Annotated in this window: 15 protein-coding genes; 10 read left to right on the top strand and 5 right to left on the bottom strand. The window is 51.8% G+C overall.

Annotation, left to right across the window (positions count from 1 at the left end):
* The first annotated feature begins 4 nt into the window (after positions 1 to 4).
* The 7 genes from ACYU87_RS09365 (at position 5) to ACYU87_RS09335 (ending at position 15,384) form a co-directional block, all read left to right on the top strand.
* Entirely contained in the window at positions 5 to 1,261 is a 1,257-nt protein-coding gene (locus ACYU87_RS09365) for an SGNH/GDSL hydrolase family protein (RefSeq protein ID WP_461133802.1), read from the top strand.
* Positions 1,262 to 1,277: 16 nt separating this feature from the next.
* Entirely contained in the window at positions 1,278 to 4,769 is a 3,492-nt protein-coding gene (locus tag ACYU87_RS09360; RefSeq protein WP_461133801.1) for a PVC-type heme-binding CxxCH protein, read from the top strand.
* 155 nt (positions 4,770 to 4,924) lie between these two features.
* Positions 4,925 to 8,083, top strand: coding sequence for a TonB-dependent receptor (locus tag ACYU87_RS09355; RefSeq protein ID WP_461133800.1), 3,159 nt, complete (start codon positions 4,925 to 4,927; stop codon positions 8,081 to 8,083).
* Between the two features lie 313 nt (positions 8,084 to 8,396).
* The gene (locus ACYU87_RS09350; RefSeq protein WP_461133799.1) at positions 8,397 to 8,978 is read left to right on the top strand and encodes an RNA polymerase sigma factor; all 582 of its coding nucleotides are present in this window, start codon (positions 8,397 to 8,399) and stop codon (positions 8,976 to 8,978) included.
* 45 nt (positions 8,979 to 9,023) lie between these two features.
* Positions 9,024 to 10,112 carry a FecR family protein gene (locus ACYU87_RS09345; RefSeq protein ID WP_461133798.1) on the top strand — a complete coding sequence of 363 codons (1,089 nt, stop codon included), beginning with the start codon at positions 9,024 to 9,026 and terminating at the stop codon, positions 10,110 to 10,112.
* Positions 10,113 to 10,361: 249 nt separating this feature from the next.
* Positions 10,362 to 13,637, top strand: a complete 3,276-nt coding sequence (locus tag ACYU87_RS09340; RefSeq protein ID WP_461133797.1) for a SusC/RagA family TonB-linked outer membrane protein — start codon at positions 10,362 to 10,364, stop codon at positions 13,635 to 13,637.
* A 19-nt stretch (positions 13,638 to 13,656) separates the two neighbouring features.
* Positions 13,657 to 15,384, top strand: coding sequence for a RagB/SusD family nutrient uptake outer membrane protein (locus ACYU87_RS09335; RefSeq protein ID WP_461133796.1), 1,728 nt, complete (start codon positions 13,657 to 13,659; stop codon positions 15,382 to 15,384).
* Positions 15,385 to 15,504: 120 nt separating this feature from the next.
* Here the strand turns inward: ACYU87_RS09335 and ACYU87_RS09330 are convergent, their stop codons facing one another.
* The 4 genes from ACYU87_RS09330 to ACYU87_RS09315 all read right to left on the bottom strand — a co-directional run bounded on the left by ACYU87_RS09330 (position 15,505) and on the right by ACYU87_RS09315 (position 19,273).
* Positions 15,505 to 16,635, bottom strand: a complete 1,131-nt coding sequence (locus tag ACYU87_RS09330) for an FAD-dependent oxidoreductase (RefSeq protein ID WP_461133795.1) — start codon at positions 16,633 to 16,635, stop codon at positions 15,505 to 15,507.
* 48 nt (positions 16,636 to 16,683) lie between these two features.
* Positions 16,684 to 17,502: a helix-turn-helix domain-containing protein gene (locus tag ACYU87_RS09325; protein ID WP_461133794.1), complete on the bottom strand. Its 819-nt coding sequence runs from the start codon at positions 17,500 to 17,502 to the stop codon at positions 16,684 to 16,686.
* 122 nt (positions 17,503 to 17,624) lie between these two features.
* Entirely contained in the window at positions 17,625 to 18,479 is an 855-nt protein-coding gene (locus ACYU87_RS09320; RefSeq protein WP_461133793.1) for a DUF2911 domain-containing protein, read from the bottom strand.
* 440 nt (positions 18,480 to 18,919) lie between these two features.
* Positions 18,920 to 19,273 (bottom strand): hypothetical protein, encoded by a 354-nt coding sequence (locus tag ACYU87_RS09315; protein WP_461133792.1) that lies wholly within the window; start codon positions 19,271 to 19,273, stop codon positions 18,920 to 18,922.
* Between the two features lie 62 nt (positions 19,274 to 19,335).
* On the opposite strand from ACYU87_RS09315, the gene ACYU87_RS09310 reads away from it, so the two are divergent.
* Both ACYU87_RS09310 and ACYU87_RS09305 read left to right on the top strand, forming a co-directional pair.
* Complete coding sequence (locus ACYU87_RS09310) at positions 19,336 to 19,797, top strand: OsmC family protein (RefSeq protein WP_461133791.1); 462 nt, start codon at positions 19,336 to 19,338, stop codon at positions 19,795 to 19,797.
* 125 nt (positions 19,798 to 19,922) lie between these two features.
* Positions 19,923 to 20,741, top strand: coding sequence for a thymidylate synthase (locus ACYU87_RS09305; RefSeq protein ID WP_461133790.1), 819 nt, complete (start codon positions 19,923 to 19,925; stop codon positions 20,739 to 20,741).
* Between the two features lie 18 nt (positions 20,742 to 20,759).
* On the opposite strand, the gene ACYU87_RS09300 is transcribed toward ACYU87_RS09305, so the two are convergent.
* Complete coding sequence (locus tag ACYU87_RS09300) at positions 20,760 to 21,059, bottom strand: 2TM domain-containing protein (protein ID WP_461133789.1); 300 nt, start codon at positions 21,057 to 21,059, stop codon at positions 20,760 to 20,762.
* A gap of 131 nt (positions 21,060 to 21,190) precedes the next feature.
* Between ACYU87_RS09300 and ACYU87_RS09295 the strand changes: the two genes are divergently transcribed.
* The gene (locus tag ACYU87_RS09295) at positions 21,191 to 22,936 is read left to right on the top strand and encodes a helix-hairpin-helix domain-containing protein (RefSeq protein WP_461133788.1); all 1,746 of its coding nucleotides are present in this window, start codon (positions 21,191 to 21,193) and stop codon (positions 22,934 to 22,936) included.
* Positions 22,937 to 22,954: the final 18 nt, after the last annotated feature.

The raw sequence follows: 22,954 nt of genomic DNA, 5'->3' as shown, positions 1-22,954 counted from the left end.
ATAGATGAGAAAGCGTACTGTACTGACCATTCTGCGTACTCGTGTAATCGTACTCCTTTGTGTTTTCTGTGGATCGGTCTTTGCTCAGACTACACCCAAATCCGTTAATGAGCCGCCCCAAACGCCGTTTGAGTTAAAGAACGGCGATCGGGTGGTTTTCCTGGGAAACTCGCTGTTCGAGGATGATTTTCAGTATGGTTATCTGGAACTGGCCCTGACAACCCGGTGGCCTGATCGCGACGTTACCTACCGTAACCTCGGCTGGACGGGCGACAACGTATTCGGTGTTGCCCGAAGCACCATTACAAACCCGCCCACCGGTTATGAGCTGTTAATGGAGCACATCACGAAAGCCCAGCCGACGGTTGTTTTTATTGGTTACGGTGGAGTCGAAGCCCAGGATGGGGAAGCAGGTTTACCGACATTTCGGGATGGATTGACGAAACTGATCGACAAGATTGACCAGCTTGGGGCAAGAACGGTGCTACTATCGCCCATTCCGGTCCTGTCTGCCGATTCTGCCCAAAACCCGGCGGAGCGTAACGCCATGCTGCAACGGTACGCGGCCATGATTGCCCAAACGGCTGAAGAGCGGAGCAAACTGTTTGTGGATCTGTTCAGGCCAATTCAGGAACTGGGCAAAACCGCGGCCCTTACGGAAGATGGCGTTCATCTGAACGAACTGGGCTATTATTACCTGGCTAGCAGTCTGGAAAAAGGGTTGGGGTTACCACCCCGAATGAAGCCAGCTTCGATAACGATTACCAAAACGACTCCGGAGGCAGCTGCCCCGGTGAAGCTACGGGAAACGAATGACAAAACAGATCCGCTGACCTTCACCCTACAGTCATCATCCCTGCCGCTCCCGTTGCCTGCCAACGAAACCAACGTGGTTGATACGGGGCGGCCGGTTCTTAAGATAGCGGGGCTGAAAAAAGGCATGTATACCCTTACAGCCGACAATGCGGAAGTGATAACGGCACCGGCCAGCCAGTGGGAAGCGGGCGTGGAAGTAAAGCAGGGACCATCCTTTGAGCAGGTGCGTGAACTGCAACGCATGATTTTAAAGAAAAACGAACTGTTTTTCTTTCAGTACAGACCGTTGAATACGACCTACATCCTTGGCATGCGCGCCTATGAACAGGGGCGTCATGCTAAGGGGCTGGAAGAACAAAGCCTCATTATCAAGTGGCTGGAAGGGCAGATCGCCACGAGCCGTACGCCCAGGCCGACTGTCTACAAACTTACCCTGTTGAAGTAGCCCGAACGTCATCCATATGAACGCCCTGAAAACGAGCTGGCCCGTGAAATTCTGTCGCCGACTGATCCTTATCCCTGCTGCATTGCTGTTCATTGCGTCCGCTAATCAGGGCGATCAAAAAGATAACCCTGATCCGGATGTAAAGCGGGAACTGGAGTCCTTCAAGGTCGCCGATGGTTTCGAGGTGACGCTGTTTGCGGCTGAACCGCTGGTGGCCAAACCGATCCAGATGAACTGGGACGCCGATGGCCGGTTGTGGGTTGTAAGCAGTACGGCCTATCCGCACTTAAAAACGGGTGAGCAGGCCAATGACAAAATCTTTGTTCTGGAGGATACCGACGGCGATGGCAAGGCGGACAAATCAACCATTTTCGCCGAAGGGCTGATTACACCGACGGGTATTTTACCCGGCGATGGGGGCGTTTACGTGGCCAACTCAACCGAAATTCTGCACTTTGCCGATACCGATGGCGATGGGAAAGCCGATAAAAAGCGTCGTATTTTAAACGGCTTTGGTACGGCCGATACCCATCACCTCATTCACACCTTTCGCTGGGGACCGGAGGGTCTTTTGTATTTCAACCAGTCCATTTACATCTACAGCCATGTCGAAACACCATCCGGTATCAAGCGTCTGGAAGGGGGCGGGGTCTGGCAATTAAACCCTAAAGAACGCGAACTGGCGATTTACGCCAAAGGGCTGGTCAATCCGTGGGGGTTGCAGTTCGATCGGTGGGGGCAAACTTTTCTGACCGATGGGGCGGGTTTTGAAGGCATTAATTATGCCTTTCCGGGGGCTACGTTCCTGACGTCGCCGGGAGCCGCCCGAATTTTGCGGGGGCTAAATCCGGGTCAACCCAAACACAGCGGACTGGAGGTCATATCGGGTCGGCATTTGCCCGAGTCATGGCAGGGGAGTGTTATCACCAACGACTTCCGGGCCAACCGCATCAATCGATTCAGGCTGGAAGAACAGGGTAGCGGGTATGCCTCCAAACAGGTTGATGATTTGTTATGGACAGACCATGTCGCTTTTCGGCCGGTCGATATCTCCGTCGGACCGGATGGCGCTATTTACGTGGCCGACTGGTACAACCCCATCATTCAGCATGGGGAAGTCGATTTTCACGACCCGCGCCGGGATCACGAGCACGGCCGTATCTGGCGAATCGTTGCCAAAAACCGGCCTTTGGTCAGGAAGCCATCGCTGAGCAAGGCCAGCGTTAGCGAGTTGCTGGACAATTTGAAAGTACCGGAAGACTGGACCCGTTCGCAGGCTAAACAGGTCCTTAAGGCCCGCGGGGCTACCGAAGTCGTGCCGGCCCTGCAAAAATGGGTTCATGGGCTAGACAAAACAGACGCTGAATACGAGCACAATCTACTGGAAGCTCTCTGGGTGTATCAGACGCTGGATGTAGTAAACGAGCCGCTTCTTCTGCACCTGTTGAACGCACAGAACCACAAGGCGCGGGCCGCGGCACTGCGGGCGCTTGAACTATGGTATCCCAGGCTGCACAACGTACCGGCGCTGCTGACCAAAGCGGTAACAGATACGCATCCCCAGGTACGACTGGAAGCGGTAATTGCCCTTCGGAAAGTGCATACGGCCGAAGCCGCCCGAACCGCACTGACCGTGTTGGACAACCCGATGGATGAGTTTCTGGACTTCGCCCTGTGGCAGACTGTTCGTGAACTGGAACCCTTGTGGATGGCCCAGGTAAAGACAAATCCCGACTTCTTCGGAAACGTCCGAAAAACTACGTTTGCGCTGAAGTCCGTGAATAATCCGGCTGCGGTTACCCGGCTGGCTCAGCTTTATCAACAGGGTCAGATTCCTGACGAGTACCAGAGAGACGTGCTCAGTTCAATGGCTAAATTCGGCAACGCTGCCGATTTGACCATTCTCTTCGATCAGGCTGTACCAGGAAGTAAAGGTCAGCCGAAATCGGTGGCTGCTCAACTGAATGCGCTGGAAGATGCCGCCCGACGGGGCGCAAGGCCAACGGGCGATTTAAACCGAATTGCCCGTTTCGTTACCAATGACGAAGAAACAATTGCGTTGAGTGCCATTCGGCTGATTGGCTTATGGCAACTGAACGACCAGGGTAGCACGCTGATTAATCTGGCCAAAAAGGGAGACAGGAATGTACGAAAAGCAGCCCTTGGTGCCTTGGCTACACTAACTAACGACCAAGCTCGTACCGCGATAATCGCGATGACTAATGGAAGCAATCCCGCCGAGTTACGGCTGGCTGCGGCTACTCAGTTGGTTTCGATGAATGCTCCGGAAGCTGCCCGGCTGGGGGCTGACCTTCTACGAACCTTGCCCGCGCAAACCGATGTTACCGAGCTTTTTCAGGCATTCCTGGCCAACAAAGCGGGCATTCGGTTATTGGCTGATGAATTAACGACCAGAAAAATACCCGAAAGTCGAGCTAGACAGGCCCGGCAATTTTTGCAGCGCAACCTGCCGTCTAACCGGCGAAATACGGACGATACCAAACGCCTGACACAAGCTCTGGAAGCATCCGGTGGGGTTCTATTGCCCGAAAAAATGCCTCAGGAGCTAACGGATCAGGAAATTGTCAGTCTGGCTAAAACCGTTAAAGAAACGGCCGATCCGGTTAAAGGTGAGTTAGTGTTTCGACAAAGCAATCTGAGTTGCCTGACCTGTCATGCCATTGGCGGAGCCGGTGGTCGTATCGGTCCGGATCTGAGCAGTCTGGGAACGAGTTCGCCATCTGAAACCATTATTCGGTCCATTCTGTACCCCAACCAATCCATTAAAGAAGGCTTCGAACTTCAGCGGATCGCTAAAAAAGATGGGAGTGAACTAATGGGGTATCTGGTAAGTAATGGTACCGCCGAAATTGTGTTGCGTGATGTGAGTGGTCAGGAGGTCTCCATTCCCAAAAGCCAGATCAGTGCCATTGATAAAGTGCCCGGCTCGTTAATGCCTCCGGGATTGACGGCCAGTCTGGATCAGGAAGCTTTTATCAACCTGGTCGGCTTTTTGTCAAAAATGGGTGAGTCAGGGAAATTCCGGGTACCCACTGCGCGGTTCGTCCGTCGCTGGAGTACCGTTTCGCCCACAAACGAACTGGCTCGGAAAATCGCGGCCGAAGGGCCAGGCTACATCATCAGGGACAATGCGAAAGTAGCCTGGCAGCCAGCCTACAGCCAGGTTGCCGGCGATCTGCCAATCGGCGAACTACCGGTCGTTGACGGTACGACGGGCAAACGGCTCAGTTTCGTCCGGTTTGATATTGACGTGATCAGCAAAGGAAACGTAAACCTGGCCATGAACTCAACGGCGGGCGTGAGTGCCTGGGTCGAACAAAAGCCGCTTAAACTAACCGATCGCGGAGTAACGGACGCGTTCGCGCCGGGCGTTCATACCCTGACAATAGCTATAGACCGGGGTGTGTATAAGGGTGCTTCGCTGAGTATCCAGCTGGTAGACGCGGAAAATTCGCCCGCTCAGACCAGACTTGTCCTTGGACGGTGAGAAGCTATGATTGCATTTGGTTACCAACCAAAAACGCGGCATACTACTCAATTTGGACATATTAACCTTATTTTGTTTAAGGTATGGTAACAGACACGTCACAGCCAGGCAATGTTGACTAGGGATATTTGCGGGATTTTTCAACTCCCCAAAAAATGGTCAACTTTACAAAGCTTTTTGTTTTATTTCTTCTTTTTATCGTCCATGTTTCGAATGCTCAGACCAACCTGGCGGGCATTTCCGGACGGGTAACGGCTCAGGATGGAAAACCCCTGGAGATGGCGACGATCCAGGTCAAAAACGAGTCTACCGGTTTCAAGGCCAATACCGTTTCCAACGAAAAAGGCGAATTCCGTTTCAAGGAATTGCCGCTGGGTTTACCCTATTCAATCACGGTTCAGTTCGTTGGCATGGCAACTCAGTCCCAGACTGGCTTTGCGCTTAACCAGGGAGATCTGCTGCAGGTATCCTTTAAACTGGTCGAAAATTCCCAGCAACTGGAAACGGTTGTGGTTTCCTCCACGTCACTACGGAACAAGATCGAAAACATCGGTACGGCAACGGCTATCACGGCGAAGGACATCAATCGTCTGCCCGTAAATGGACGCAATTTCTCGACCCTGTCAGACCTGTCGCCCCTGAGCACGGGCAACAGTTTGGGGGGGCAGCTGGGGTCAGCGACCAATTTTACCATCGATGGTATGGCCGCCCGAAGTACCATAGCCGGTGGGCAACCAACGGGTGCGTATTCGATTACGATGGAAGCCGTCCGGGAATTTCAGGTAGTCACCAACCAATATGACGTTACGTATGGCAATGCCGGTGGTGGCACAATTAGTTCGGTAACCAAGTCAGGCACGAACAAGCTGAGCGGCAGTGTCTTTAACTTTCTGCGAACAAGCTGGCTGTCGAGTCCGTACGGGCTCAATCAACAGCCCAGAAATCTGCCCTTCAATACGGCGCAGTATGGCTTCTCGCTGGGTGGCCCCATCATCAAAGACAAACTCCATTTCTTCGTTGCCTGGGACCGACAGGCGAGTACGCAACCGCTGCTGATCGCGCCGATTCAATCGACGGCCGATGCCTTGCGGTACAACGTGACGCAAGCTACCGAAGACCAGTTTCTGAGCATTGCCCGCAGCAAATACGGTGTCGGCAACGAACCCCAGTTTGGTCAGTTTACCCGGTTTAAGAATACGCACGCGCTGTTTGGCCGGATCGACTGGCAGATTAACGCCAAAAACCTGCTGACGATCCGTAACAACTACATCTACGACCTGGATAATCAGTCGGATAATGATAACACGACGATCAATATGTACGAGGTGTACAGCACCCGTAAGAGTGCCAACAACAGTTTATTGGCTTCGCTTCGGACTACGATTAGCCCGAAAGTGACGAATGAACTGAAACTGCAGCACTTCTGGGAGTATAACCAGATGTACACCAACCCACAACTGCCCGAAATGAATATTCCACGGGCTACCGTCGCGAACGTAGCGTCTGTCAACCCGACCGATTCGACCAAAACGCTGTATACGAACATTCAATTGGGCGGCCAACGCTACGGTGGCGACTATTTCAATAACCACCTCGTTCAACTGGTCAACAACGTGTACGTAAATACCAACCAGTTCAACTTCACCTTTGGGGGTGGTCTAACGTTCAGCAATCAGAATTCGATTTATGGTAGCGAAACAAACGGCCGGTTCTGGTACACGGAACTGACCGCCTTTAACAACCTGGCCCCTTTTCGGTTCACGCGCGACGTTTACCTGACCAACACGCCCAATGTCAAATTCAATGTGCTGGTGCCAAACCTCTACGCGCAGGCGCAAACGATGGTAGCACCCGGCCTGAACGTTACGGCGGGTATCCGGGTCGATTATACCGATTACCTGACCAAGCCCAATTTTAACCAGACCGTGTTTAATACGCTGGGCCTGCGGACCGACAATAAACTGGCGACGCTACAAGTTCAGCCGCGCATTCAGGCAACCTGGGATGTTCGTCAGGATGGCCGGGACATCATTCGCCTGGGTGGCGGCATCCTGGGCTCGGCCCTCAACCCGTACTCGATGATCAATAACATGGTCTTCGACGGTAGCCGCATCGCCAGCATCGACGTAACCGGTAATCTGGTCCCTACGCCTAACTTCCCGGCTTATCGCGCCAATCCGGCTTCGGCACCGGGTCTTGATCTGATCAATAACCCTAACGTGCCCAAGCTGTACACCATCAACATGAACGGTAAGGATGCCAAAGTGCCAGTCGTTTACAAGATCAACGGGTCGTATAGCCACTTTTTCACGAGTAATTTCCGGATGAGCATTGCGGGTTATATGTCGTTTGCCCGTAACAACTATACGTACATTGACAAAAACATGGTGGACCAGCCGTATTTCACGCTGTCGCAGGAAGCCAATCGCCCGGTATACGTACCGGCTTCGTCTATCTTGACATCCAACGGTTCTCAGAACTGGACCTTAGGCCGGAAAACAACCGAAGTAGGCCGGGTGCTGGAACTGGGCAGTCTGGGTAAAGTGAATCAGATGGCGGTTGTGGTCGACGGGAATTACCGGTACTTCAAGGATGGCGAAATTGCGTTCTCGTACACTTGGAACGATACCAAAGACAACACGTCCTACAACGGAAACGTAGCCAACACAGCCACGTTGGTCCAATACACCGCTGGCGATCCGCGTACGCTGAATCAGATGAACTATTCTGACAATCAGTTTCGGACCAAGATCGTCGTTTACGGGAACACACCTACCTTCCACGGCTTCAACCTCGGCTTCCGCTTTTCCGGCCTGAGCGGCACGCGCTATTCGATGGTGGTGAACGGCAACATCAACGGTGATTTTGTAGAAACCAACGACCTGGCTTATGTCTACGACCCAAATCGAGGAGAAACACCGCAGTATTTGAAAGAGGGTATCAATGCGATTCTGAACAATCCGAACGTAGAAAACAGCGCCAAAGATTACATTCGAAACAGCTTCGGAAAAATTGCCGAGCGCAACGGTGGGGTAAACCCATTCTATGGAACACTCGACCTGCGTCTGACCTACAAAGTCAAAACGTTCCGCAACCAGTACATAGAACTATCGGGCGACCTGTTCAACACGGCTAACCTGCTCAATAAAGCGTGGGGTATTAACCATGCGCTGGGTGCGACTTCGCTGCTAACCCGATCGGGCTTCGACACAACGACGAATAATTACAAATATGCCGTGAACACGAACGCGGGTGTATCGAACCTGAGTGGTAACCCCTACCAGTTTCAGCTCGGTGCGCGGTACGGATTCTAGTAGTAGGTTGCTAGATGAGTACGAAAGGGAGGTTACCCATTTTGGGTAACCTCCCTTTTTTGTGCACGCCAGTGCGATGCTTGCATCTGCCACCGCAAGCATCGCACTGGCGACCCGGCCAAAACCACACATATCACCAACCAGCTATTTTGTGCCAAAAGAATAACGTCAAAAAATTATAAATTAAATCTTATTTTTGTAAGGGATGATTGGATGTTCATCCCAAGGGACGGTATGATTTACGCATGCCTGCGTCAGACATATATAGTCAATCAAATTGGTGTAGGTAGCCTACCCGAATTAGCTTAACGACTTGGACGAACTGCAACTTTGGACCGCTTTTCAGTCGGGTGATGAGGATGCGTATACACAGCTTTACCAGCTACACATTCGGGCTATGTACCGCTATGGCATGAGTCTGGTATCGGCTTCGGAAGCCTTTGTGCTGGATTGCGTACACGATGTGTTCACGGAAATCTGGGTCAAACGAACCCGTCTTTCAACACCTGCCAATGTCCGGCATTACTTACTGAAAGCGCTTAAAACCCGGATCATTCATCTGCTCGAACGAAAAGAGCGCCCGTTTCAGCCATTGACCGAAACGGATTACGATGCCCTCTGGACCGAGCCTAACGACCTGGAACTGCTGGAAGAATTAGAAGCCGCTAATTCCCGAAAAGATCGCCTGCAACGATTGATCGCTCAACTGCCGCCCCGCCAGCAGGAAGCACTTAAATTACGCTTCGTTGAAAACATGAATTATGACCAGATTGGCGATGTCATGGAGGTCAATCATCAATCGGCTAAGAATCTGGTGTTTCGGGCTGTTGAGAAGCTACGGGGGTGGATCATTCTGCCTTTTTTAACTTTTATTATTTTTTTTATAAATAAGTGAGTACGTTTTCGCATTCTCGTCATCTACTGACAAACCCGGTAGATTTTGCAGCACGACTACGATCAATTCTCATCCGCTGATTTCCTGACCGACGATTTTTTTGTCAGCCATCACCTCGCGCCAACTCCCCAGTCGACGGCGTTTTGGGAGGCCTGGTCCAAAGAGCATTCGGTGGAACAATGGCAGCAGGCCGTGAGCCTGCTGGACGCTATTCGGCTGGGGCTCGATGGGTACGCGCAGACCTGTCTGCCGGAGGAAACTATTCGTCAATTACTCATCCGGATTCAGCAAACGAATGCCCGGCAACGCAAGGCAGCGGGGCCTGTAATCCGGCTCGCCCGAATCAAGTGGGTGGCGGCCGCTTCTATTAGTCTGGCCATTGGTATCTGGTGGCTGACCTATACTGAAACAACGCCTTACGAACACCGGCTGGCTACCCTGGAGAAGACATTCACCGAAAAAGTCAATACGACTGAACAACCCCAGCTTATTCAGTTACCGGATCAGTCGGTTGTATCGCTGAACCCGAAAAGCCGGTTAAGCTATCCGGCCGATTTTGGTCAGAAAAACCGGTTGGTGTACCTGTCCGGCGAAGCCACCTTCGCCGTGACAAAGGATACCCGGAAACCGTTTCTGGTGCTGGCCAACGAACTGGTTACCAAAGTAGTTGGGACAAAGTTCAGGATCAGGGCTTTTTCAAAAGAAGATCAGGTTCGGGTCCAGGTGCTTTCCGGGCAGGTATCGGTTTACCGCGATCAGGCCAACCCCGAACGCGTGCACCAGAAAGGTGTTCTGTTGCTGCCCAACCAGCAGGTTGTGTTTACCCGAGAAACGGACCGGTTCGACAAATCCCTGATCAGTCAACCATTTGTCCTGAAGATACCCGGCCGCCTGAAGCAATCTACCCCGTTTGTCTATAATGAAACGCCAATGGCTCAGGTTCTGCAGGACGTAAAAGAAGCGTATGGCATCGACATTCTTTACAATAAAGAAGCGCTCATTGATTGTCAGTTAACCTCCTCAATGGATGGATTGTCTTTTGATCAGAAACTGATGATCATTTGTAAAACGGTCGGCGCAACCTACGATGTTATTGATGGCCAGGTGGTTATCAATGGCGGAAATTGCCGGTAAACCGGTTTGGATCACCTCGTGTCTCTACCCGTTACATGATTAGTAAGACGACTGCCTATGGACCAGTAACCCCCGCTTAGTTTAGTTAACCTGACGTGAAAAAGCCAATGGTGGAGCAAGCACCATTGGCCCAACGCTTCCCTGGTAATAACAGCCCGTAATGGGCTGACAGGAATTGCTTTGCCCGATTTCAACCCGACAAAACCAATCAAAATTATGAAAAAAGTAAACCCTTACTTACTAAGGTGTATGAAATGTACGTTCTTCCAGCTTGTGCTGGCGCTTACCTTCGCGGGTGTATCGTGGGCCGACGATGCGTCGGGTCAGGAAATGCTGGATCGTCGGGTAAGCCTGACCATTCAGCATGAATCCATTAAAACGGTGCTGCGGAGTATTGAAAAGGCTGCCAATGTCAAGTTTTCCTACAGTCCTCAAATTGTCCGCTCGAAACAGCTCATTTCCATGCGCGTACAGAACAGTACGTTGAAAGATGTGCTGGAAAAGCTGCTGGTTCCATTGCAGGTCAGTTTCAGTATTTCCGGCGAGCAAATCATCCTGGCCCGCACGGCTGCAACCGCCGTTACTATTGAGTTGGGCGACCCCGCCGACGGACTCGACGCGCCAGCCGATCGAACCATTTCCGGCGTTGTTTCGGACGAGAAAGGAGAGGGCCTGCCGGGGGTGAGTGTCGTTGTTAAAGGAGCTACGCGGGGCGCGGTAACGGATGCTTCGGGGACCTTTAAACTGACCCTTCCCGATGGTGCGCAGACATTGGTTTTCAGTTTTGTTGGCTTCACTACGCAGGAAGTTGCGCTCGGAAACCAGACAACGCTGAACGTGCAGCTAAAGCCCGACGTGAAATCCATCAATGAAGTCGTTGTGGTCGGTTATGGATCGTTGAGCCGGAAAGAAGTCACCAGCGCAGTCACCCACTTATCCGCCGGTGATCTGCTACGGGTTGGCAGCAACAGTCCCTTAATGGCTATTCAGGGTAAGGTGGCCGGTTTATCCGTTACCAATACGGCCGCTGGCGATCCGAACTCAACCCCTAGCATTCAATTACGCGGGGTTTCGTCGCGTAGCGCCGGACTGGGGCCGCTGTTTGTTATTAACGGGGTGCCGGGTGGTAATCTGGATAACATCAACCAGAATGAAATCGAATCCATCGATGTCCTGAAGGGAGGGGCCGCGTCCGCCATTTACGGAACCCGTGGCAGTAACGGGGTTATCGTGGTGACGACCAAAAAAGGATCGTCGGAGTCGCGCATTTTCTACGATGGATACACCTCGTTCGATTTCATCACCAACAAGCTGTCCGTGCTTTCCCACGACGAGTTTCTGGCCAACAAACGCGGGGTAGATCTGGGTGGCAATACCGACTGGATGAAAGCCGTTAGCCGAAGTCCCGCTTTCTCGCAAAAACACACGTTGCAGTTTTCGGGCGGGAACGGAAAAACAAACTATTTCACGTCGCTCGATTATCGAAATGCGAAAGGGATCGACCTGCGGTCGGCGAAGCAGGAGTATGGCGGGCGGGTAAACATCAACCATACATCCGCCAATAATCTGTACGCCATTACCTTCAGTGCGGCTCCCCGGTACGCCAAAACCAGCGGGGCCGATTATAGCGGATTCAACTATGCCCTGACGCTCAATCCTACGCAGCCCCTGTACGACAACACCGGCAACTATGCGTATATCAACAATGGCTTTTTTGCCAACAACCCGGTCGAAAACGCCAAAAACGTTTTGTCGGGTCAGGAAATAAAATACCTGGATATCAATAGTTCGTTCAAGCTCAATCTGCTCGATAACCTGTCAACCCTCATTACGCTGGGCGAAGTGAGCTCATCTTTCCGGAATGAAGGATTCAGCCCGTCTACGCTGACGACGGTGATCAACGGGACGAAGCGGAACACGGCGTATCAATCGCTGGATGAAAACGATCAGAAGAGTTTCGAATGGACGGGTAACTACGCCCTGGAGACTGGAAAACATTCGTTCAAGTTGCTGGGCGGGTATTCGTATCAGTTCTTCATGTCGTCTGGATTCAATGCGTCCAATGAAAATTTTCCGTCGGATGTGCTGACGTACAACAACCTGGGAACGGGTCTGTGGAATCTGGAAAAGGGAATCAACAATGTAGGTTCTTACCGGAACAGCTCTAAACTGGCTGCTTTCTTCGGTCGGGTAAACTACGATTTTGACCAGAAATATTACTTCTCGGCCAGTTTACGACGGGAGGGATCGTCCAAGTTCGGGTACGATAACAAATGGGGCTATTTTCCAGCCGCATCGGTCGGCTGGCGCATTACCCAGGAGAAATTCGGGCAGGGCATTGGCTGGTTGAACGAGCTGAAACTTCGGGCGGATTACGGGGAAACCGGCAACCAGGATTTTGGCAATTACCTGTCGCTGGATACCTACGGCGGATACGGGTACTACCTCTACAACAACACGTCCTACCAGGTGTGGGGGCCAAGCCAGAACACGAACTACAATTTGCGCTGGGAGAAAGCAATCAACGTCAACGTCGGTCTTGACTTTGACCTTTTCAAAAATAGCCGGTTAACCGGTAGCTTGAATTACTACGTTCGCACCAATAAAGATCTGCTGGGTTCGTACAATGTGCCTAACCCACCCAACGTGCAGGGGTCTACCTTTGCGAACGTCGGGACGATGCAGAATTCGGGTCTGGAAATTCAGTTGAGCGCTGCGGTGGTGAATCAGAAAGATTTCTCGTACAATCTGGCCTTTACCGGCGCGACCAACAGCAATAAGTTCGTCGCCTTCTCCAACGATGCTTACAAAGGACAGACCTACATTGATGTTGTGGGTATGCCCGCACCGGGTAGTCCGGGTAACATTCAGCGTTTGCAGGAAAATACCCGGATCGGCAGTTTTTATGCGCTGAAATCGGCCGGGGTGGATGAAACGGGCGCGTTGCTGGTGTACAATAAGGCGGGCGATGTGATTGTTGCCAACAAAGCGACCAATGATGATAAGCAATTCGTAGGCAATGGGTTGCCGCAGTTTACGGCCGGTTTAACCAACAGCTTCAGGTATAAAAAGTGGGATTTGACCGTTTTTCTGCGGGGGGCGTTTGGCTACAACGTATTCAATACTTATGCCTTTTATTTAGGAACGCCCTCCACCCAGCAGAATGCCAACACGCTTACCTCGGCGTACGATGGCGGCAAATACTCGAAACTGACCAATGCCGCTACGTACTCCAGCTTGTCGGATTACTTTCTGGAGCCGGGTAGCTTCGTCAAAATTGATAACGTGACGCTGAGTTATACCCAGCCACTGACGGTTAAATTCCTGCGCTCCGTTCGGGTTTACGCAACCACCCGGAACCTGAAGACCTTCAGCAAATTTACGGGCGGAGATCCTGATTTAATTCAGGTCAACGGTTTATTTCCGGGTGTCAATCAACGGGTTGATAATGGTAATACCGTTGGTACGCTGAATTATTTTCCATCGACCACCCAACTGCTGCTGGGTCTGCAACTCACGTTCTAATCTTACGACAACATAGCCAATGAAACGGAATCCTATTTTTACTATGCTGGGCAGGGTATCGGCCTCCTGTATGCTGCTGATGGCAGTGGGGTGTACCAACCTGGATGAAGTTTTGTACGACAAGATTACCTCCGAGAATTTTCTGCAAACCAAAAACGACGTCATTCGGGATTTTCTGCGCCCGTTTGAGCACAGCTACTGGACCATTCAGGGCGGCTCAACCTTTATGCTTCAGGAGAACAGTACCGATGAATTGATGACACCTAACCGCCAGGGCGACTGGTTCGATGGGGGGCAGTATCAGCGGGTTCATAACCATACCTGGACGCCCAACGACGGGTACACCAGTGATGCCTGGAATGCCCTGTATGGTGGTGTTACCCTGGCGACAAATACGCTGGAGGATTTACAGGCCATTACAGACCCCGGCAAATTTGAGATGACCCAGGCCGAACTGGATGGCATGATTGCCGAAGTGCGGACGCTCAGAGCCTGGCTCAACCTGAGGCTACTGGATTTTTACCGGAACATCGTTCTGGTGAAAAAAGTAAAAGGCGAATCGGCGGGCGGGCCACAGGTTTCGCCCCAGGAAGCGTTTTCGTACATCGAGCAGGAACTGAAAGAGTCGCTGCCCAAGCTGCCTACCCGCCAAAGTTTGGGCGATAATGCCATTGGCCGGTGGACACAGGGGGGAGCGGCTGCCCTGCTGGTTCGGCTCTATCTGAACGCTAAAGTGTATACCGGTACCGACCATTTTGCGGATTGTGCGACTGTATGTCAGGATATCATTGCCGGGAAATACGGCACCTACGGGTTAGAAACGCGGTGGGACGCTCCATTTGACTACACCAATCCAACCTCCCCGGAAGTCGTCTTTGGCTTTCCCGGTAGCTTTGGCCTAACACACTGGCAGTACGACGGGGGAATGTATTTCTGGATGCTGCCCGTGAACGCAACCTATTATTTTGGCTTTACCGATTTTGGCACGGCCAACCCTAAATATGCCTTGCAACCCGGCAGAGACGTAGATAGCACGGAGTACAGTTTCGCCCTGGGTAAGCCGTATTTGAAATTCAAAAAATACGCGGATGACTACCGGCTGAAAACCTATAAAAACTTGGGTAACAGTACGCGGGAAGGCATGTTCCTATCGGGTTATCTGCCTTACATTAACTCGAATGGTAAAGTCGATACCGTTCGCTCGACCAAAGGTCCTTACGCACTGTTCTTGCGGGATCAGGTTGGTATGTTTCTGGATGCCAAACCGGGTACCAAAATCGCCGATAAACAATCGAATATGAACCACGCCGACCAGAATTCGGGACTCGTGCCGGTTAAGTATCCGTACTATCCGAGCAGTGACCCGAACAAGATTTCGTCGGCTTACGCGGAAATACGGCTGGCTGAAATTTACTATTCCCTGGCCGAGTGCAAATACCGGGCGGGCGACAAAGCATCGGCGGCTACGTTACTGAATACCGTTCGGACCCGGAACTACCCGACGGGCTCGCCCAGCCTGTATAAGCCAGACGGTAGCCAGTTAACCGATCAGGAAATGATTGATGAATGGGGACGCGAATTTTTGGTGGAGAGCCGCCGTCGTACGGACCTGATCCGTTGGGGTGTCTTCAATTCGGGCACCTGGTGGGATAAGCAACCCGATGCCGACAACCACACCGCCATTTTCCCCATTGGCCAGAATGTGCTGAATGTCTCAACCCAACTGAAGCAAAATCCGGGGTACTAAGCAGGAACGTTGACGTTTTTTTATCATTCTGACGCAGCCGGGCCGCCGGCTGCGTCAGAATGATAAAAAAATACCCCGCAAATGGTTAATGAACAGTTTCAAAATGAAGCCTTATAGGGGCTAGTGAATAAATTGCAGGAAAGAAAAGTCGGGATGACGCATCTCAATTTCGTTCTCGCTCGATTCCCGTTGTGCTTCAGCTGCGTACACGACCATGTCATCTTCATAGGCGTTAATGGCCGCCCGCAGGGTTTCGTATTTTCCGCTGGTGAGGGTAGTGGCTAACGTTAAGGCATCTATCAGTCCGGTATTTACGCCCTGGCCGGCAAAGGGGGGCATCAAATGAGCGGCATCCCCAATCAGCGTGATCGGCAACGGACGATCCTGTTTCCAGGGTTTACCCAGCGGTAATTTTCGGGTTGGCAAGCCAACGAAAAAGGATGTAGCCCGGACTAATTGCCGGTACCGTTCGTCCCAATCCGAAAACCTGTCGAGAAGAAATTGGCGGATGCTGTCTGTATCCTGAGCGGTCAATCCATTCCCCTGACTCCATTCGTCGGGCCTCTTAAAAATTACGCCATAGCTCAATGCACCATTGTTATAGGGATTGGCAACGAATAAGTTACCTCCGTGGGCGGTCATGAGTCGGTGCCCATCGCAGAGCTGGTAAAATTCCCGACAGTTTAGTGCCGGCTGAGGTACGTCGCCCTGTATGATGAAGGTGCCGGTATCCTCAACCTGGGTATCCGTAACATAACTTCTTACGTTGGACATTCCCCCATTGGCAACGATCACCAGATCGGCGGTTGCATCGGGTTTACCGTCGAATTGTAACCTCCACTTTCCGGCCTGTTCGTCCAGTCCTGTACATTTTCGGTCCCAGACAACGGTGCCGCTCTGTAGACTATTGAGCAACAATTGCCGTAGATCGTTTCTGTTTATTTCTGGATTATCATATTGATTATCAGGTGTAACCTGTGTCGTAGACAGCACGTTCGCCCGTTCGTCGGTAATGAGTACACCCATAGGAATCGCCGTCCTGTAATAGCTTTCCAGCAGACCTGCCTTTTCCATTGCTTTCTGTCCGGAATGTTTGTGCAGGTCGAGTGTACCACCCCAGATTCGGGTTTGTGCGTCTTTATCCCGTTCGTAAACGGTTACCGCTACGCCTTCCTGCTGCAGTAGTTTGGCCATGGTCAGCCCAACGGGTCCCGCCCCCAGAATGGCTACGTTCTTATCGTTCAGTAACATGATTTTGCCTGGCTTAATGATAAGGCAAAATTTCACAATGCCCGCGTATCAGTCTTGTACAAACGCGACAAAATTGCTTGAAACAGCCTGTTTCCCTTTTTTTGCTTTCCGCGCAAATGCCGCTGGAGTCGTACCGCTGTGCCGCTTGAATTCTCTACTCAGATGAGCCTGATCGGTGTAGCCCAGTTCATGCGCCAGGCCGGCCAGATTAATGGCTGGATCGAGCCATAAGTGGTTTCGTACCTGCTCGAAGCGTATCAGGCTGGCTACGTCTTTGACCGTATGCCCCGACGATTGCTTGAACTTTCTTTCCAGGGTACGAACGGTAGCGTGAGCCGCCGTTGCTACCTGTTTCACGGGTATGGTGCCGTTTGTGTCCCGCAGGGCAACACCCGCTTTGTGCAGCATGCTGTCAGTTGTATTGCCCAAGCTGTTATCCAGAAAATAGGCTTCTACCTGAGCCAGTGCTTCTTCTTTCCGGCCAGCCCGGATGTACGCTGCCAGCAGGGCCTGGAGCTGAGTAATGGGATGGTCGAATACCTGCACGCCGTCTTTACCGGACGGTAGGCCGAGCAGGTCGAACACCGTCCAGGGAAAGCACCGGACAGCAATGATTTCCAACTGGTTTTGCGCGTAAAAATAGACAGGCTGGTTGAGCAATCCCACCATAAACGGTGACGGCAAGGGCTGCAAGGCTCCGTTATAAGAAAGGCTACAGGCGCTGCCGAAGTAAAAAATCAGTTCAGCGTAGCCATCCGGTACCACCTCAAAGCTCGATGGTTGTTCGCCAAAATCGAGTTTGTCGTACCAAAAGCACTGTATGGCGTTTCGTAGGGTTGAGGGCGGGGCAACTTCCAGGTGATGCATAGGGAAAGATAACCTATTTTTTTGTAATGTGTCGAGCCCAACCCCCTACCGCAAAAGCATACGTTCTGCAATAGGGGGTTGGGCTCGGCGGTACGCTTGATCGAGAATGCTAGCGACTGATCTTACTTTTTGGCTGAAGCAATCACGTCATTTGCCATTTTTACGTAATCTGCATTTTTAGCTTCGCTCGCCAGCGCAACCGTTTTCTCGGCGCTGGCAATGGCACTGGCTTTTTCTTTCAACTTCAATTCAATGCGGGCTTTCAGTAACATGATCCAGAACGCTTTCGGATTTTGTTCGGTGGCTTTGGTTACCCAGTTCAGAGCTTGTTTCAGATCCCGGTTGGTGTCGTAGTAATAGCTGGCGGCTTCAAAATAAGCCGGCTTCTCGGAGGCTAGGGAAGCCTCAATGTTCTTTACGATCGTCTGATCAATGTCGGCCGTGATCGCAACGGGAACACGGGTTTTATCCCACATAATTTCCAGCACGGCCGAGTTCGGCTGAATATCGGCGATGTTGATGGTAAACGTTTCTACTTTGTTGGACAACGTGGTCGGTTTCACGGTAACCCGCACCACTTCGTTTTCCGTCTTATACGCGCCCACATTGGCACCCAGGGCCAGATCTTTGGAAAGCATAACCTCCCAGCTGGTTTTTCCCGGAATCGTGAACAGCCCGTAGGTACCCGCTTTCACCTCCTTACCTTCCAGTTTCACATCCGATGAGAACGTAATTTTGGAGGTTGCGTTGGCACCGGTACGCCATACCTTATCGTAGGGAACCAGGTCGCCGAAAATGGCGCGGCCTTTTACCGCTGGCCGGGAGTAATCGAGCGTAATGTCGCCCAGGGCGAAGCTTTGTTTGGTGATTTGAGATGGGCTGGCCGCTGGTATTTTCAACTGAGCCTGAGCTACGGAAAGTGAACAGAGCGTCAGGAGAACAGCTACGGCAAAAGGTGTAAAATTGAAACGCTTCATAAGAAAGTAATGATGATCGTATTGTTTGTGTGTTTTCTTTTTAACGCTCAAAGGTACAGATTAATAGGCCTGCTATACTTTTGTCGGCAGTTATGAACACGTATTTTTCGATTAGTCTATAGGGTATCGACAAAATTGGCGAGACTGACCGTGTTTTTAATTAGGTATGGTGTCAGCCGGATCGCCAGTGCGATTCTTGGAAATGTGGAGTCAGTTTCTTAAAACTGACTGGCGCGGACGGTTCGCCGGGGCGGGCGAACCGTCCGCGATGCTTACATCGTGGCCTGTTGATTGATAAGAAGGAGGTTTTGATCGGACTGGCGTTTCAGAAACCTTCCTGTGTCAGGTGCTTACATCTGACACCACAGACAAAGACATGGATTTCAAACTCCGATAAGGACGCCCGACTCAAAAATTCTCGACAGACTAGCGATTGAAAATCAGAAAAGGCCCTGTCCCAGGATTTGCGGCAACGCAACGGGCTTGTTTTGGAGAATAAGGAAGTAGACTAGCCCGGCCAGAACTAAATAGCTGAATGCCAGCCACTTTTTTTTCTGGGCGAACTCGGCCGGGTGATGGTAATAATCATAAATCATGGATGCTGACAAGCCCATGACCATTAGAAAGAACGAGAATACCCCAAAATCTGTTCGGTAAGGACTCACCGACTGCATGAACTTTGCGCCCGACAGGATGTACAGCAACCAGGCTCCGAACCCTGCCCGATACAGGTAGACGCTCAGCCGCCGGTCGTTTTTAAGGTCAAAAAGGTCGTCAGTGAATTTTTCAGACATAGCCTGCTTTACTTTTGGGCTTGTGAAAATACAAACTCTTTCTATTAAACGCAAAAAACACAATGCTTGATTCACAACCGGTTGACACCGTTCAGGAATTTAAGACAATGCAGGTCGAGCTGGTACGCGTCGACGATGCCTTTCATTTTGAAGCACTTGGGGCGTCAGGCGTGCCCCAGCACATGGATGCCGCCACCGACATTGGTGGGCATAACGCGGGAGCCCGCCCGATGGAAATGTTGCTGATGGGCCTGGCAGGCTGCTCGGCTATCGACGTCGTACTGATTCTTCAAAAACAGAAACAGGTAATTGACGATTTCCGGATGAAAGTGGACGGCTTACGGGAAAAAGACGCTAATCCATCGCCCTTTAAAAAGATTCATATCACGTATCTGCTTAAGGGTCAACTAGATGAGGTGAAAGTGAAACGAGCCATTGACCTATCGATGGATAAATATTGCTCGGCAACGGCGCAGTTCCGACCCTCCGCCGATATCACGTATTCATTCGAGATTCAGGCCTAACCCAGGGACTATACGCAGCGAAAAATGTAAACGGATTCACTGTGCTTAACCCCTCTTCCTGTCGGGCGAGGGGTTTTATTTTGCCTAAAATTTGCCTTACCCCTCACGACTTACGACTTTTGTTTATGCAACAATACCACGATCTTCTGCGCCATATTCTCGACAATGGCTCCCGCAAAACAGACCGCACCGGTACGGGTACCATCAGTGTTTTTGGCTACCAGATGCGCTTTAACCTACAGGATGGCTTTCCGCTACTGACGACCAAGAAAGTACACACCAAGTCGATCATTCATGAATTATTGTGGTTCATCAAGGGCGACACCAACATCAAGTATCTAAAGGACAATGGCGTTTCCATTTGGGATGAATGGGCCGATGAACGGGGTGATCTAGGGCCCGTTTACGGCAAACAATGGCGCAGCTGGCAATCGGATGGGCAAACAATCGACCAGTTGAGTGATGTACTGAAGCAGCTTAAGACAACGCCCGATTCGCGCCGAATGATCATTTCGGCCTGGAATCCTGCCGACGTACCCAGCATGGCCCTGCCGCCCTGTCATTTGTTGATGCAGTTTTATGTGGCCCCGCCAGACCCCGGAAAAGGAGAGACGCTGAACAAACTCTCCTGCCAGCTTTACCAGCGTAGCGCGGATGTGTTTTTGGGCGTGCCCTTCAACATTGCCAGTTACGCGTTGCTGACGATGATGATTGCGCAGGAGTGCGGCTACACCGCCCACGAGTTTATCTGGACGGGCGGGGATACCCATCTGTACCTGAATCATCTGGAACAGGTGGAAACCCAACTCGCCCGCGACAGTCGACCGTTGCCAACCATGCGACTGAATCCAGCGGTGAAATCTGTATTCGATTTCACCTACAACGATTTTACACTCGAAAACTACAACCCGCACCCAGCCATTAAGGCCCCTGTGGCGGTGTAGTCTATACGGAATGATGGTTTATTGCTTCACCAGCTTCTGGTATTCATGTTCAACCATGTTCTGCTCATTGCGGTGAAACACACTGACGTAGTGTGATAATAGACCAATGCCCCAACCAATCATGGCGAAAACAGGCCAGGGAAAAAGAGTACCTGCGTGGCCCGCTGAATGAACGGCGAAGGCGGTAAAGGCCCAGACAAGCCACAAACCACCATTGACAATCAGGAACGAGCGTAGGTGAATACGAAAACCGACACGCGCTTTTGCTTGTTTCCACAAATAAGGGTCGCGTTGAGGAGCATGATGAATCGTTTCCATGACCTTGATTTTTGTTATGATTGGTGAAACAGGTTATCTGTCTTGATGAATCAAAGATCAGGGTGCGTGGCTCGTGTTTTTCCTGAAATCTGACCAATTGCCAACCTTGCGGAGTGAACTCACTCATTACCATGACCAATTCCGAAATTGTCGACCTGCTTGAACTAACCGGTCGGTTAATGGAGCTTCACGACCGTGATGCTTTTAAAACGCGTACCTTTCAGGGGGCGGCCTTTACCCTCGATAAATCCACTGCCGACCTGGGCAACCTGTCCGTTGAGGAGCTGGTTAAACTGCCGGGAGTCGGAAAATCCATCGCACAGAAAATCCGGGAAATAGCCGAAACGGGCCACCTGACGGATCTGGATGAGCTACTCGCCCAAACGCCCGAAGGTGTGCTGGACATGTTTCGTATAAAAGGGCTGGGCGTGAAGAAAGTCCGCACGCTCTGGCACGAGCTGGGCATAACGAATCTCCGTGATCTGCAACTGGCGGGCGAGAATGGCCAGATTGCCAAGATCAAAGGGTTTGGCGCCAGTACGCAGGAGAAAATCCTGGCGGCATTAGAATTCCTGCAGGAGCAGCAGGGTAAGGTTCGTATGGATAAGGCAGCCATGGTTGCCACCCTGCTTCAGGACGAGTTATCGACTCGTTTTGACCGCGTCGAAACAAGCGGGCAGGTACGTCGGAAAGCGCAGGAGGTTGATATTATTCAACTGCTCGTTCAAACCAGTGATCCGGTTTCGGCAATGGCCATCCTGAATGCGTTACCGAATTTACAACCCAACGAAGCCGGGTCATCGCCGTTTGCGTGGCGCGGAAAACTGACGGGGTTCGATGTGCAGGTGGAACTGCTGTTGTACCCGGCCGAGCAGCTAAACCGGCAACTGTTCATCCACACGGCCGCCGATCTCCATTTACGGCAGGCCGGAACCGGGGGGATTCCCCTGCTTCAGGTAGCTTACGCCAGTAACCTGTCGGGTGTGGTGATCCCAACGGCTGATGCACCGGGCGTAGTGGAGACGGAAAGGGCTATCTACCAGCAGGCAGGTTTGCCCTACATCGTGCCTGAAATGCGCGAAGATGACTTTGCCTTTCGCTGGGCCAGTCGGCATGCCAACGACGAACTGGTTACCTGGGATGATCTCCGGGGAACCCTGCATAATCACAGTACCTGGTCGGATGGAAAGCAATCGGTAGCCGGCATGGCCGCCTACTGCCGGGAGCTTGGCCTGAGCTATTTCGGTATTGCCGACCATTCTAAAACGGCTTCGTATGCCGGTGGGCTCGACGCCGAACGGGTGCATCAGCAACAGCTAGAAATTGATGAACTGAACAAGGGGTTCGGGGCCGATTTCCGTATTTTCAAAGGGATCGAGTCTGATATTCTGGGGGATGGTGCCCTGGATTACGATGATGCCACGCTGGCCACGTTCGACTACGTCGTGGCATCGGTCCACCAAACCCTGACCATGTCGCTGGAAAAGGCCACAACGCGGTTGTTGCGGGCCATCGAAAATCCGTATACAACCATCCTCGGTCATCCCACCGGACGCTTATTGCTCGCCCGCGAAGGATACCCCATCGATCACCGGGCTATTATCGACGCCTGTGCTGAGCACAACGTCATCATTGAGATCAATGCCAGCCCTTACCGGCTCGACATCGACTGGCGCTGGATTGACTACGCCATGCAGCAAGGGGTTATGTTGAGTATCAATCCCGATGCGCACGACCTGGTTGGGTTGCTGGATATGCATTATGGCGTGGCCATCGGCCGGAAAGGCGGTCTAACCAAAGCCATGACCTTTAACGCCCTCACGCTGGAGGAGATGAGTACTTATCTGAAGGAGCGACGGGAAAACATACTTAAGTAGGCAAATATGCTTCGTTGA

The organism is Spirosoma lituiforme (genome assembly GCF_054776635.1).
Note: the sequence above shows the minus strand (reverse complement) of the source record. Positions and strands in the feature narration are given on the sequence as shown.